The sequence below is a fragment of the Paraburkholderia sp. UCT31 genome (assembly GCF_014397655.1).
Lineage (GTDB): Bacteria > Pseudomonadota > Gammaproteobacteria > Burkholderiales > Burkholderiaceae > Paraburkholderia > Paraburkholderia tuberum.
The window spans coordinates 67,945-80,466 of record NZ_VZQP01000009.1 but is presented as its reverse complement, the minus strand read 5'-3'; the positions used below and the strand labels follow the sequence as shown (position 1 = coordinate 80,466).

Genomic DNA, 12,522 nt, shown 5'->3' with positions numbered 1-12,522 from the left:
AGCGCAAGCTCTCGGCGGTTTTTCTTGCGGGTCCGGATGGCTCCCGGTAATCAGCCGCGCCGGCGGCGCGCGCTCATCAGGCCCAACATCACAAGCAGGCCGAGCGCTACCAGCGCCGAACGACTCCAGCCTGCCGGCAGGTGAAAGAGAGCGCCGTCTGCCGGGGCTGGCCCTAGCATGTCAACCACTGCCGCGCCGAAGAAGCTCGTCGCGAGCAGCGCGCCGCCGCCCATTACCGCGAGCGCACCAACAAGCGCTGCCAGTAACGCCAGGGCAACATACCCGCGTACGAACCATTCGAAAGGCGACGTGCGTTCGCGCTCAGCCGCCGACTGGGTGTCAAGTGTCATATTTTGTATCAATGGTTTGGGTGAAGCGGGCCGCACCGGCGGCGCTGTGTCGCAACGAAGCCTAATTGTAAAGACCGGGCGGGGTTTAAACAAGCCAAAAGTGGCGATTAACCGGATTAAAGCAAACTTTTGTTTATACAAAAACCGTTCGCCGGTGTCCTTTCGCTTTACAATAAGGCTTAACAAAGAATATCACCCACTGCAATGTACGATACCTTACACATCAATCTCTGGGGCGGCTCCAATTTTGGCAAGACCGCCGTCGCCCAGCAGGTCAGCGGCGCGCTGAAGGCTATGCAGCTGCGCGCAGACTACGTGCCTGAATACGCCAAAGATTTGGTTCGCGACAACGTTATCCATCTCTATGACCAGATGGAAATTCTGGCCGAGCAACATCGACGACTAAAGCGCGGGCACGGCCACCTCGAGGTAATCGTCACGGACGCGCCGCTCCTCATGACCTTGTTTCATACCGCTGATGAAGACAAGGCGCCGCTTCGAACGATAATCCTCAATCGCACGGCGAAATGGCGCACGCTCAACTATCTGCTCCAGCGCGATATCACCGACGGCAGTTACGACACCGAAGGCCGCTACGAGGACGTGGCGGGGTCACTCAAGAAACATGCGGGGGTGACGGACATCCTCGCATCCCACGACCCCGCATATCAGCGTGTGAGGACCGACAAGGCGGTTGACCGCATCATTGCCGACGTGCTGGCGGCTCTTCGCGGCACCGTCAAACCGGCCGGCGACCTGGGCGAGTCTGCGTTTCCGGCCCGCGCCATGTGCGAGGCCGAACTCGCCTCACCCTGACTTGCGGCGTCCACGACCCGCGACAGTGGTTGCCCGGAAAATTGCTACACGAGCTACTACCATACCAAGGAGAGGTTAGATGGGCGCGCTGGTTATCATGATGCTGGTATTACTAGGGCTTGTCCTGTATTGGATTCCTACCGCAATTGCATTCAAGCGGGACCATCGCAACAAGGTGGCCATTTTGGCCCTGAACTTCTTCTTGGGGTGGGTGGTGATAGGATGGGTCGGTGCGCTGGTCTGGGCGCTCAAAAACGAGTAAGTACATCTGAAGCCGGAGATAGCTCCGGTTTTGTTTTTGTGACGCGTGCACTTCGAACGTCACAGATTTCACGGCGCATAGCGCCAGCTCCCCACCCCTCCCTTTCCGCGTAGGTCTTTTCCCATCGAGCAATGCCTCGAAAATGCAGACGCCGCATAGGGCCGGTTCCACCCGCCGGCATGAAAAAGCCCCTTAGAACCAGGTTCCAAGGGGCGCTGTTGAAATCACTACGGCAGGCTATTCGGTTTGCGTCGGTCGGTCCACCAGCGACATCAGAACATCGCTGCCCATATGGCCGCCGGGAAGCGCAAACGCCGGGGTGACCGGTGGACGGTGTCGACGGACCACCATCACATGCATGCCATTCGGCAGTTCGACTATCGGCGCCGGGGCTGTCATCTTCGAGTTGCTCATCTGAGGTCCTCTGGGGTTATTGTCCGGGTGAATGCGCTCTTGCTCACGAGCGGGCTTTGCCCTTCAGACGCAGGCCTTTCGAACAACCAAAGCCCTCGCCGTTGATATAGCAGTGGAAAAGCGTCTTCGGCTTGAGAACGCCGCGCTTGTTTCGTACCAGAATATACCCGAATGCGGTGACGCCTCGGACGTTGACGATATCGACCTTCCGGCCGTCCTCGAGTACGTACAACCCCGCCGCCTCGATGAGAACGTCCGTTACGGCGTCCTCGAGCGTCAGCGCGCCGTCATACGCCTCGTCATGGACGTTCTTGCGGATGAAGTCCTTGTGGCTGGCGCGCTCAGCTTCGGTCAGGCCTGCCCAGACTACATGGGACGAAGGGCGCGCGATACTGCCCGAACGGGTTACCTTGATGCCTAAAAGTTGAGTCATTGTATGCCCTGAAAGTGCTGCGGTTGGGTCCAGTGTAGCGAAACGACGCCCGCGCCGCCGGCGGCTCCAAAGAAAACCCCTCGAGCCAGAAACTCAAGGGGCGAATAACGTGTGGCGGTTGCGCCGACGTTGATTAGACCGACGCCGTCAGCCGAACCAAAACCTGCTCGACCGTGAGGTACGAGAAGTCCGGGTACTCGAAGCTCGGAAATAGCAAAGGAATTGCCTCTCGAAAGTCAGGGTCCGTGTCATACACGTCCGCGACCTTGGTTTTGTTCGGGTAGTTGAGCAGCACCTGCTTTGCATCCTGGGTATTCATCATAAGTTCCTCAATAAGACGCGGCGTGCGTCGTCCCTGCGTATAGCGCATGCGCGCAGGTCCTATACTCAAAGTTATCAACCGTAGTTTGTTTTCACCGAGGACAAAAAATGAAGATTCCGAAGGTATTGCTCCAGCAGGGTGAGCTCAACGCTTACAGCGAGGAAGGTCACGCACGCAAGGCAGAGTTTCATAAAGACGGCGCGAAGTTTCTTCGCTCCCTCGCGGCTGAGCTGGAATTGCCGAAAGGCAGTTACGACGTACGTTCCAACCTGGGCGGCATCGCCGTTTCTGGCGAAGTGACCCTGCACCACGAGCGGCTGTACATGTGGATGCAGGAAAGCCTTGGCTCGCGAGGCCGGGTGATTCTCACCTACCGCTCGTGCGAAGGTCGCAAGGACTACTCCGGTGGCCGCAACAACGACGTTTATGTTGCCAATCTGGCGGACCCGGACCGGCTCGAGGAGTTCCTGAGCCGTTGCCGCTCCATCCTCAACCGCGCAGTCGCCTGAGGGAGAGAGAAGTGAGCGAGAATCTCGACCAGAAGGAAGTTCGCAGCAAGGCAGCGCTGACGCAGGATGAGCTGCGCGAGGCCGTCAAGGCCGACGTCAAGCTTAGCCTCACGTGGGTGGTTCGCGGCCTCGAGAAGCTCGACCCGGAGGAGCGGAGCGATGCTTTCGACGTGGACCGCGAGGATATGCAATCCCTGTTCCGCAGCCTTGATTACCGGGGTCCGGCAGAACAAGCGGGGTTTCGTGTCTCGCCGGCCGACCCTGCCGAGGACAAGGGCACAGGCTACTACTGGATGGCCGGCAATGAGCATTCGGGCGGAGCTAGCTCCGATATGCTTTTCGACACGCAGCACGACGCCTGGAAGGACGCGTGCGAGTCCGGCAATATCACGCCGGATGAACGCGATGTCTTCGAATGGTATGCCGTCAGCGAGTGGCTCGCCTTTGAGCTTCAGGAAGAAGGAGAGACGGTTGTGGAGTTGAACAACTGGAACGTCTGGTTGCGCGGCAGCACTGGTCAAATGGTGCACATGGACTCAGTGATTCGCCGGGTGTACAACCGCAAGCTACGCAATATCGAGTGACTTACCGCTTGACTTGATTCAACCCCGGACGCTTGCGCCCGGGGTTTTTCTTTTCGGTAGGGTGCGTCAGGTGGCGCGAGCTGCCAGGGGCGCCAGACCTGCGGCGGCGCGCAAGCGCTGACAGTCTGGGTTTGGCTGGCCGTCGGGCATCCATACAGGAAATTCGCGGCACGGCGTGGGACGGTTATCGTAAATGGCGCAGCCGATACCGGGTCGCCCGATGTCGCCACGCAAAGCGATGCACCGGCCACCGCCTGTCTCCGTGCCCTTCATGCACGCCATCACGGGATTGACCTGGCTCACGAGCTCGGACGGAACGGTGCCGCCTGGAGACACATCCATCTCGAAAGCGACGAAGCTCACCCGATAGTGCGAACAGCACACGCCGCACGAGGTACAAGGCCCGTCGTCCGGCATGTCGATAAAGACGCGGCCGTCCTCGGTCTGGTGTTCAATCTGGATGGGGATAAAGGAAGCGGGCTGCCTCGATGTTGCGCTCATTGCGATGTCCTAGGGGAAAGCAAGTCCCGTATAGGCGCGAGGTTTAGCCAAAAAACAAAACAGAATCGGCCCACGAAGGCCGATTCTTCTTTCAGTTACTGCCGCATCCGACAAGGGCGAACTGACTAGCCTGCTTAACGGGCCGGCCCTCCGGGCGGCGGCGCGCCGGGGCCGCCATGGTTGTCCGGGCCGCCGGGCGGACCGTCTGGACGCGGGCCGCCGGGGCCGGGCGCACCTTCTGGCGGAACGCGCAGCTTGTAGCGTTCACCACCCGGTTGGGGACCGCCGGCCGGCGGCTGCATGCCGGGGTGCGCGTCGAGATACTGCTCGCGCATCTCGTGATGCAAGCCCTTGATTCCGTCGTGCTCTTTTTCGAGGCAGACGCGAATCGCGTTCGGGTCCTGGGCGGCGGAGACGCACGCGCGCGAGGCCTTTTTGAGTGCAATTTGAACCGTTTGAGTCGCAAGAACGTGTTGCTTGAACTTGCCGAACTCCTCCGGGCTCTTCGCTGTCTCCGACGGCCACGGGTACATCTGCGCGTTCGGTGCGCCATGGCTCGGCGCCGACGGCGGCGCGTCACCTGCGCAGGCCGAAAGCGGTACTGCCATGACAAGAGCCAATCCTGCAAACTGATATGTTTTCACGTTCTATCACCTCCGGTTCGTTGAGCGTCGCGCGCTTTACATGTCTAGGGACCCTGTCCCCAAAAACGTCCCGGAAAATGCAACAAAATATGTATCCACGCCCCCCGTGGGCGCCTCATGAAAGGGTCGCCGTCTCTCGCCCAGGAGGTCAAATCGACATTGACATGGCGAGCGGTTTTTCCAATATTGCAAAGAAAAAACGTGCAAACCAGCAGACATGAAAAGGCCCAAAAAAACAGCCGGCGGTGTGACCCGTCGGCTGGAATTATCCGTTACAAATTGATGAAACTGGCTTCGCTGAAGCGCTCCTCGAACCCGGGAACCAGTTCCTCGGGGCCTTTGCTCAAAGGATTGATTCCCTCCGCCACGAGTTCGTACATGCGGTTAGCGAGAGCATGCTCGAACGCCGCAGAGGTGTTCACCTGATGAAGGTTTTGTCGCTTGTAGTCCCTCTTGTCTCGCGGTCCGAGGAGCCGCTCCAGAGCCAGATGGTCCACCGCTTCAGTGATGTCTTCGTCCGTCACCTCGCCACCTTTCTGGCTGAGGATGAGACCCATCACATTGGCATCCGGATAAAGCTCGGACACGGACTCAATCACCATGATGTCTTGTCGCCGCTTCGAGAGACCTGTCAGCACGTGCCGGAGCATGGAGCGAAGCACTTTAGCCTTCTCTTCCTGCGCTGGCGTTCGCGCCTCATAGTCGCCTTCGTCCGGCCACATCCAGGTCTTTGCCAGTTGGCTCGCCTTGTTGAAAATTTCCTGTTCGGTGGGCACGCCCATCATATTTCTCCATAGTGGTCCTACTTGCCTATAGCGATGTGGGCTGGCGAACAGTCGATGAACGCGGCTACGTGCTAACTTATAGCGGGACTTGCTCGAGACTTTGGAGGGCATGCGACTCGCCGCTTAAACTCCCCCGGCCGGCAATATCAACAGACAAGACAATCGATAAGCATGGGAACGACAACTCTGCAATTCGGGCAAGACAAGCATCCACTGTCGGAAGTGGCAAGGAAGGTCGAAGCACTAGTGGATTCGTTTGAGGGCGATGCTGCGCCAACGCACATTAATGATTCCGGGGCGCCCGGCGCATCTACGTCAACCGTTGCGAAGACGGGTTTGGCAAACATCGACACGAGGCTAAATGTGAAGCCATTCGCCTGCACGCCGACCAGCTCGCCACCCATCTCGAGAGCAATCTGTTCGTGTACATGCTTCTGTCGGAAATGCAAGCGATTAACTACGGCGAAAAACACGTAGAAAGCCCATGGTCCGGGGACCTCGCGCTGGAGAAAGTCTTCGAAGGCTGCGTGCGCTGGTCCGCTGTGGAGCCCGGGATTCTGCCGTCAGCGTAGCGTCTGGTTTGATGGAAACGCTCGACGTTGCGCGCTTCTTTCTTTGATACCAACAAAAACGCGCGGCGCCAGATGTGCGCCGCGCGTTTGTTTCTTCTCCCTGCGCAAAGTGGATTCCTCCCCACCTGCAGACCGCTCGCGGGCTCACCACGAGACTATCGTCTGCGGCCTGCCTTAGCTTAACAAAAGCGGCTCCCAAAACCTTTACAAACGATTGGGCGCCTGCTGACCGCTGTTATGTCACGGAATCGCGCCGTGCTCTCGCCCGCTAGCTCTCGCAGAAGACCGCAGCACGGAAAAGCGCGGTGTTATCCCGACGGCTATCCGCCTCAGCGGATTCCGGCCACTAGCCTGGTCGGTGCGATTCCGCCCATGTAATTGTTGTTGACGTGTGGCACGCGGGCACGTTTTGCGTCGATTGCCGCATCGGGCACAGCGTCCTCTTCGACCAGATAAAACGCGCCGGGCGTGTGCGCGGCGACCCGCGCCTTCACCGCATCCTCCGCCAGACTCTCGGGAACAACGAGACGATGGGTGCGGCCTTGGGTACAACGCCATTCGACAATCTTGTATGGCGCGCCAAAGAGAGGCGTGACCGAATCTGTAATCGTGAGCGCCGGTGCTGCTGGCAACTTCCGTTTTTGGGGCAAAGTCGTTTCTCTGAAAGGGGAGTTGCGGGCGGCCATTTTCTTTGAAAGGCAGCATGCGCAACAGCTAGTTCACGGATGAAGCTGTCCCGCGACGAATGAAAACGACCCGGCCGGAACCCAGCACCGGGTTGCCCGTTCATCCGGGGGCAACCTTTCCCAAATATCCTTGACGAACAGTGCAAATTGCCGAAAGGCGAAATCCTCCCGCGCTGCCACTGCGTCATCGTGCCCGGTCGCTTCGTCGATACACCGCTCGAGCGGTGAGCGCATAGCAGACTCACCCAGTTTCAGCCCGGTCAGCCGATTGAACTGCGCGACGAATTCAGAGTTCCCGACGGACTCTTTCAGGCAAGCAAGATAGCTGATGGTCATTAGTCGACTCCTTTTCGGACCGATGGGCGATTATAAAGCCGTACCGTCCCCACATCAACCCTTGACATAAGGGACGTACGGCTGCGAAAAAGTCACGAAGCCTCGCGTCGTGACTATAATTGCGTTTTTTCAAACGAGGCTTTGCATGGCAACCAAATCGTACCTCCAACTGCAGCAAGAACTCGTGGCACTGACCGCAAAAGTCGAAGAAGCAAAAGCGGCTGAAATCGCGGCTTTTATCGAGGAAACGAAGCAGAAAATACGCGAATACGGACTTTCTCCAAAGGACCTCGGATTCAAGATGTCTTCGAAGGGTACTGCCAAAGATGCTACCGTTTCGATACCCGCTGCCCCCAAATATCGCAATGCGAAAACGGGTGAGACCTGGAGCGGCCGAGGCCCGCGCCCGCAGTGGTTCCGGGATGCCCTCGAGAAAGGCCAGAAGGCTGAACGGTTTCTTATCGACCAGTGACCTGCTGAGCAACTGGCGGCACCCCTAAACGCTCGCTCCCGCAAACGACTGCTCCAGCCTTTCGATGTCAGCCGGCGTCACACCCTCCGCGCTATTCGTGAAAACAACCTTCTCGGCGCCGTGAGGGAATAGTCCAGGCTCATCGTCCAGCGCCCGCCAGACGATGTCCTCGCCGGCGCCGCGTAACCACGCTTCGATTTCCGTGATGCGCGCAAATCCCCGAGCGATTCGGCCAGTCGTTTCGCTCAAATCCGGTGTGACGGCGATGATGCGGTGCTCGATGTCCACGGGGAAAATCTGCCTGAGTTCGTCAAGCGAGTTGTCATACCTCCATGTCGAGCTGATGACAACGTCGATATCGGGATGGTCGCGAAGAAACTCGACCACCAGCGGCACTTTTGTAAAGGTGCCGCTCTGATAACGATGCAGTACGCCGTCGAAGTCGAGAAAAAGAACTTTGCGCATGACTTGTCGACGCCCTATTGCTTGAATTGCCCGGGGAACGCGCTGCCAGCGTACGGGTCGATATTCTGCTCGGGCACGAAATAGCCCTCGCCCTCCTGGATATCGTCGACCACCTCGATGACCGAAATGCCCAGCGACGTCAGCGTCTGCTTCAGGAAGTCAAGGTGGTCATCGAGCGTCATAAATCCGTACGGGTGATATTGCACGCCGCCGATTAGCTCCCCATCGAGCATTGACAGCAGCGAAATGCGGTAATCGCTGAGCTCACCCTCCTCGCCGAACGGAGCGAGTACCGCTTTCACTCCGCGCGGAGACAATTTACGCTCCGCGAGCGTGGTCTCGATATTGCCTCGCATCGAGACCTCAATATTCGTAAGCAAACCCTGGCGGAAGCCTTGATGAAATGCCATGGGCATGACCACGAGCACTGCATCGTCTTCAAGTCCCAGCATGCGGGCCATGCAGGCGGTCACGTCCGCCGCCCAGTCGCGGCCGCGCGAGAAGAATGCGTCGGATGCCTCTTCGCCTTCCTCGGTCGGTTGGGTGAACTTCAGGGTTTGCTCTGGCTCATCAATGACGCAACCAACGAGGTATCGAAGCTCGCACACGAGCTTCCCATCCTTGTTCTCATCAGCAGGCCATCCGGTCTGTGCCAGGCCGCTCGCGGGAATCTGCGCTTGCTGCACGAGCTTCCCAAAAAGGGCATCGCCGAGATAGGTGACGTGGCTGTAATCCAGATGGGACAGCTCGGCCGGGTGATACAGATAGGGGTTGACCAGCACGCGAGCCGTCGGACCGGCGATGCCCTTCGCGCTAAAGCTCGCGACGAATTCCGCCCAGTCTTGCCCCTCCCCCAAATCGGCTGCAAACGGATGCAGTCCGTTTGACACAGCCGACACCGGCACGACGAAGAGCGAACGCAGTTTGCGCGAACCGTCTTCGTCTGCGACATTCACATGCTGCGAGTTCCATTCCACCCGTTCCGACAGGCCGAGGAACACGTCCTCATCGTCCGCCGATTCGAGCGCGAGGTCGAGGGTTGTGTCCTCTCGTTTATCGAGCATCTCGTCGACCATGTCATCGAGAGTCGCGTCAAGCTTTAGCGATTCGGTCTCGTCGGCGCAATGCAGGAGTGTGTGCGTCAGTTCGACCAGTTTGTACGCCCGGGAAAGGTCCGTCATGCGATAGCCGTGGTTGAGGGTGGAAAAACGCTGTCTGGGAATGGCTGTGAAGGCATTCCGCAGAGGCGGTATAGTTCATCAAATGCCCCGCGCTCTTCTAGTAGAACATCATCGATTGCCGCGATGGCAACCGTGTAATGAGCCTCGAAGAACTCTCCCTGGACGTTATATGCGGCAAGTGCCTGATGAGCGCGTATCTCTGACCGCTGGACATCGCGCGACGGCCAGTCCTTCACCAGCATAAAGTGCCCCAGGACGCCTGCGGTCGCAAGCGAGCGCATCCGCTCGTCGGGCCGTTGGCGAGTCAAGCCCACTTTATAGACCGTTCCTCTATAGACCGGGTTAGTCGCCAGATAGATGAAGCCCCGCTGGCGCGCGAAATGCCCGCTCAGCCCGTCGACAACTGTGGACGCGTAGGCTTCTTCCGCCTCAAAGAAAACGCCCGCAAGGTCAATGCCACGCCGCAGGAGTTCCAGGCTGAAGTCGACAAAAGCTGCGCTGGCGTAATCCGTGTTGGCCAGATAGAGCGTCTGCAGCTTATGCTGCGCCGCCCGGGGCAACGGCTTGTCGTACACGGGTGAGCCTTTACGCCGCACGAAGTTCCCGGGCGCCCGCACACGAAGTGCTGCTCGCCGCGCCGGGGGGCAGCAGAACCAGCCGTTCACCAAGCGCATCCTGCACGGCATCCAGCGTGCAACCCGCGATACGCTGCGCGTCGCCCCTCGCCAGAACGAATGCAAGTCCGCGACGGTAGTAAGCGATGTGCCCGTCCGGGGGGCACCTGTCCACGGGTTCAACAGCAACCGAAAACCCCGTGCGATTGTTCTCTCGTACCGACAGGCGCACCCCGTAATCCTCGATGGTCATGCCGAGCTGGAGCATAAGCAGGCACGTCGCCTGCTGGGTGACTTCAAATTTAGGTGCGTTGAGCATAAAAATTGCCGAGGTTCTTTACAATTATATCGAGCCGACGTGCCCTTTACAATTGCTTCATGTCCAAACGCAAAGTAGCGACGGACTTTAGACTCTGACAGCGAAAAGCACGCAGACAGGCGCGCTAAAAAGGGATAGCTATTGGACAGATGTCCAAAGCAACGATGTCTCTCCTTATTGCGTGCACTCTTTTCGGTGGATGTGCCGAGATGGGCGCGCTTGCTCCGATGAATCCGTCTGGAGCTTCGTCAACGGTGCCAAACCGCGCCGGGACGCCCCTACCCTCAGCCCAGCGTCCGACCTCACCGGCGTCGCTGGCCTCAACGTCAACCCCTACGCAGTTTCGCCTCGTCAAGCCTGAACAGTTCGCGCAGTCGCAGCACCCTCAGAGCGTCGCGTATATGCGTCTCTCGCCGCTAGCGTGGCATCACTGGTCCGTTGAGGTGAACAAGGAGCCCTACCAGCGCTCATCAGCGAAGCAGGAACTGTTCGTCGTTGACTGGGCGCAGGGCACCGCTACCCCAGACTTGGCACGCCTGCGGGAGACACCCGGTACGAATACGGATGAGGGCTGTTCGAAGGAGAGCCGCACAGCAGGATACCGAAAGCGGTACTACAACGTCTGCACGACGGCTTTCGGCGACGGAAAAGGCGCAGTGGATTGGTTAGCGATGGCCGCCGCCGTCGCCAAGGCACCAATCGAGGAGAAGGTGAACGACTATCGAGCCAAGGCAACGCCAAGAACAGTCACCAGCGGGGCGGCCGGCGTGCCGTTGGCAGCGTCTGCGGTCGCGAAGCTGATGGCCGCTCCCCGGGGGTTCGACGACCGCTGCGGGGTAGCGGCCCCGCTCAACGGGCCGGCCGTCGATATGCAGGCGTTTGAGCGCCAAACAGGAGCGCGACTTCGGTGCGAGAAACTCGGCGTGCTCGTCACGCGTGCCGAACTGGCGAAAGCCGGCTGGTCGACGGGCAAAGCGGCCACGGAGCAGGCCAATGAAATGCGCCTCACGTACCTCCCTGTGCACAAACGCTAACTCCGCCTAGCGCAGAGTTTCGTCTGCGCGCACGCGAACAATGGTTTCCTCGCCTTCGGCCACCTCGCCCATGACGCGCGTTGGTGCCAGCCAGATGAGCTTGTGCAGGCTGAACTGCGGCCCATGGGCTTGACTCCTCCAATGGCCGCGTCGCCAGTGAGCCTTGATGTTGCGGTGGTCCGAGACACCGGCGCTCGCCTCGAATTTCGAGCCGACGTACTGCACACGTTGAAACCCAAGGGACAGCAGCTTGGACTCCGCCCGTCGAACCTCCTTGGACGAACGGGTCGACTCCGCCTGCGCCGCGAGTTTTTCAGGGGCGCCCGAAGGCCATCGAAGCTTGACATCATCGCGGTAGGAGGTGATGAAGCAAAGCCCGTTGACAACGACCTTCAGTGCTTCGGCGAACGCCGCGCGATTCTCGCGATGCGCTTCCAGCAAGGCATTTGCAGGCGATAAGTCGGCGTTCGGGTCATTCCGGAGCATCGTCTCACGAGCCCGCTCGAGGTCGCGGATATCATCGTCCAGCGCGCCTTCAATTGCCTCGTTGATAGGCTTGCTGTGGTGCTCCGCGAGGATGCGCAGGTCGTAACACTCGCGCGCGCGTTCGCTCCACGGCGGCGCAGTCCCGGTGTACCGCCCCGTCAAGATGACCCGAAGACCGATTGAAGCGCGCAGGATGAACGCGCCGTCGGCGACGATGTCCGGCCCAAGCGACATTGTCGGCTGCGGCCCGAACGAGATGTAAGCGCGGTCGTGAGGAAAGGTGACGTTGTCCAGAGAAATCTGGCCAAGGTCGGAATGCAGAAACGCCGAAACGAGTTCAGGCGCAAGGTCGTAAATGATGCTGCCGTTTTGCTGCCACTCCCCCAGCGCGAGTCCCGTCATCATCTCCGTTACCACCCGGGTGGTGCCAACGAGCTGCCGCGCGCTTACGCCTTCAGCCGCATATTGCGTGATGATGTGACGGCTCAGGATTTCCTGGGCCGACGACGGCGCGAGCTTTCCGGCGCGCGCCTGCTCTTCGAACTCCGACGTCACGGCCTTCGCAAAGGGCCGCGATGCTCGGTATCGGAACGGAAAGTAAGGGGAGCTATCGGACATGGCGAGATTTTAACCCAGGCGCGCCCGTGGTGGCGCCCCTTGTCCGGCAGTAATGCTATCGTCGAACGTGCTGCTCCCTGGCTACACCAGTGGGCGACCGCCCTTCGCTAACAGCATCG

Annotated in this window: 20 protein-coding genes; 6 read left to right on the top strand and 14 right to left on the bottom strand. The window is 59.4% G+C overall.

Annotation, left to right across the window (positions count from 1 at the left end; all coding sequences use genetic code 11):
* Window positions 1-50 precede the first annotated feature (50 nt).
* Complete coding sequence (locus tag F6X40_RS09600) at window positions 51-350, bottom strand: hypothetical protein (RefSeq protein ID WP_187627587.1); 300 nt, start codon at window positions 348-350, stop codon at window positions 51-53.
* Between the two features lie 204 nt (window positions 351-554).
* Here F6X40_RS09600 and F6X40_RS09595 point away from each other — a divergent pair, with 204 nt between their 5' ends.
* A complete protein-coding gene (locus tag F6X40_RS09595; RefSeq protein WP_187627586.1) occupies window positions 555-1,166 on the top strand; it encodes a hypothetical protein in 612 nt (203 codons plus the stop codon).
* Between the two features lie 79 nt (window positions 1,167-1,245).
* The gene (locus F6X40_RS09590; protein WP_187627585.1) at window positions 1,246-1,428 is read left to right on the top strand and encodes a superinfection immunity protein; all 183 of its coding nucleotides are present in this window, start codon (window positions 1,246-1,248) and stop codon (window positions 1,426-1,428) included.
* A 237-nt stretch (window positions 1,429-1,665) separates the two neighbouring features.
* Here F6X40_RS09590 and F6X40_RS09585 read toward each other — a convergent pair whose 3' ends face one another.
* The 3 genes from F6X40_RS09585 to F6X40_RS09575 all read right to left on the bottom strand — a co-directional run bounded on the left by F6X40_RS09585 (window position 1,666) and on the right by F6X40_RS09575 (window position 2,645).
* Window positions 1,666-1,842 (bottom strand): hypothetical protein, encoded by a 177-nt coding sequence (locus F6X40_RS09585; RefSeq protein ID WP_187627584.1) that lies wholly within the window; start codon window positions 1,840-1,842, stop codon window positions 1,666-1,668.
* 43 nt (window positions 1,843-1,885) lie between these two features.
* Window positions 1,886-2,275 carry a hypothetical protein gene (locus F6X40_RS09580; protein WP_187627583.1) on the bottom strand — a complete coding sequence of 130 codons (390 nt, stop codon included), beginning with the start codon at window positions 2,273-2,275 and terminating at the stop codon, window positions 1,886-1,888.
* A gap of 133 nt (window positions 2,276-2,408) precedes the next feature.
* Window positions 2,409-2,645, bottom strand: a complete 237-nt coding sequence (locus F6X40_RS09575) for a hypothetical protein (protein ID WP_187627582.1) — start codon at window positions 2,643-2,645, stop codon at window positions 2,409-2,411.
* A gap of 59 nt (window positions 2,646-2,704) precedes the next feature.
* Here F6X40_RS09575 and F6X40_RS09570 point away from each other — a divergent pair, with 59 nt between their 5' ends.
* Both F6X40_RS09570 and F6X40_RS09565 read left to right on the top strand, forming a co-directional pair.
* The gene (locus tag F6X40_RS09570; RefSeq protein ID WP_187627581.1) at window positions 2,705-3,106 is read left to right on the top strand and encodes a hypothetical protein; all 402 of its coding nucleotides are present in this window, start codon (window positions 2,705-2,707) and stop codon (window positions 3,104-3,106) included.
* 11 nt (window positions 3,107-3,117) lie between these two features.
* Complete coding sequence (locus F6X40_RS09565; protein ID WP_187627580.1) at window positions 3,118-3,690, top strand: hypothetical protein; 573 nt, start codon at window positions 3,118-3,120, stop codon at window positions 3,688-3,690.
* Between the two features lie 66 nt (window positions 3,691-3,756).
* Here F6X40_RS09565 and F6X40_RS09560 read toward each other — a convergent pair whose 3' ends face one another.
* The 5 genes from F6X40_RS09560 to F6X40_RS09540 all read right to left on the bottom strand — a co-directional run bounded on the left by F6X40_RS09560 (window position 3,757) and on the right by F6X40_RS09540 (window position 7,214).
* Window positions 3,757-4,107 (bottom strand): YkgJ family cysteine cluster protein, encoded by a 351-nt coding sequence (locus F6X40_RS09560; RefSeq protein ID WP_187627731.1) that lies wholly within the window; start codon window positions 4,105-4,107, stop codon window positions 3,757-3,759.
* Between the two features lie 218 nt (window positions 4,108-4,325).
* On the bottom strand, window positions 4,326-4,799 hold the full coding sequence (locus F6X40_RS09555; RefSeq protein ID WP_187627579.1) for a hypothetical protein: 474 nt from the start codon (window positions 4,797-4,799) through the stop codon (window positions 4,326-4,328).
* A 308-nt stretch (window positions 4,800-5,107) separates the two neighbouring features.
* Complete coding sequence (locus F6X40_RS09550; protein WP_187627578.1) at window positions 5,108-5,620, bottom strand: hypothetical protein; 513 nt, start codon at window positions 5,618-5,620, stop codon at window positions 5,108-5,110.
* 901 nt (window positions 5,621-6,521) lie between these two features.
* Window positions 6,522-6,878, bottom strand: coding sequence for a DUF2866 domain-containing protein (locus tag F6X40_RS09545; RefSeq protein ID WP_187627577.1), 357 nt, complete (start codon window positions 6,876-6,878; stop codon window positions 6,522-6,524).
* Window positions 6,879-6,911: 33 nt separating this feature from the next.
* Window positions 6,912-7,214 (bottom strand): hypothetical protein, encoded by a 303-nt coding sequence (locus F6X40_RS09540; RefSeq protein ID WP_187627576.1) that lies wholly within the window; start codon window positions 7,212-7,214, stop codon window positions 6,912-6,914.
* Window positions 7,215-7,359: 145 nt separating this feature from the next.
* Here F6X40_RS09540 and F6X40_RS09535 point away from each other — a divergent pair, with 145 nt between their 5' ends.
* Window positions 7,360-7,686 (top strand): H-NS family nucleoid-associated regulatory protein, encoded by a 327-nt coding sequence (locus F6X40_RS09535; RefSeq protein ID WP_187627575.1) that lies wholly within the window; start codon window positions 7,360-7,362, stop codon window positions 7,684-7,686.
* A 24-nt stretch (window positions 7,687-7,710) separates the two neighbouring features.
* Here F6X40_RS09535 and F6X40_RS09530 read toward each other — a convergent pair whose 3' ends face one another.
* The 4 genes from F6X40_RS09530 to F6X40_RS09515 are packed head-to-tail and all read right to left on the bottom strand — an operon-like array spanning window position 7,711 to window position 10,265.
* Window positions 7,711-8,151 carry an HAD domain-containing protein gene (locus F6X40_RS09530; protein WP_187627574.1) on the bottom strand — a complete coding sequence of 147 codons (441 nt, stop codon included), beginning with the start codon at window positions 8,149-8,151 and terminating at the stop codon, window positions 7,711-7,713.
* Window positions 8,152-8,165: 14 nt separating this feature from the next.
* On the bottom strand, window positions 8,166-9,332 hold the full coding sequence (locus F6X40_RS09525; protein WP_187627573.1) for a DUF2863 family protein: 1,167 nt from the start codon (window positions 9,330-9,332) through the stop codon (window positions 8,166-8,168).
* Window positions 9,329-9,907 carry a GIY-YIG nuclease family protein gene (locus F6X40_RS09520; RefSeq protein WP_187627572.1) on the bottom strand — a complete coding sequence of 193 codons (579 nt, stop codon included), beginning with the start codon at window positions 9,905-9,907 and terminating at the stop codon, window positions 9,329-9,331. The genes F6X40_RS09525 and F6X40_RS09520 overlap by 4 nt, the downstream gene beginning before the upstream one ends.
* A 10-nt stretch (window positions 9,908-9,917) precedes the next feature.
* The gene (locus F6X40_RS09515) at window positions 9,918-10,265 is read right to left on the bottom strand and encodes a hypothetical protein (RefSeq protein WP_187627571.1); all 348 of its coding nucleotides are present in this window, start codon (window positions 10,263-10,265) and stop codon (window positions 9,918-9,920) included.
* 443 nt (window positions 10,266-10,708) lie between these two features.
* Here F6X40_RS09515 and F6X40_RS09510 point away from each other — a divergent pair, with 443 nt between their 5' ends.
* Window positions 10,709-11,299 (top strand): hypothetical protein, encoded by a 591-nt coding sequence (locus F6X40_RS09510; RefSeq protein ID WP_187627570.1) that lies wholly within the window; start codon window positions 10,709-10,711, stop codon window positions 11,297-11,299.
* A gap of 6 nt (window positions 11,300-11,305) precedes the next feature.
* On the opposite strand, the gene F6X40_RS09505 is transcribed toward F6X40_RS09510, so the two are convergent.
* Window positions 11,306-12,403 (bottom strand): hypothetical protein, encoded by a 1,098-nt coding sequence (locus F6X40_RS09505; RefSeq protein WP_187627569.1) that lies wholly within the window; start codon window positions 12,401-12,403, stop codon window positions 11,306-11,308.
* Between the last annotated feature and the right edge of the window lie 119 nt (window positions 12,404-12,522).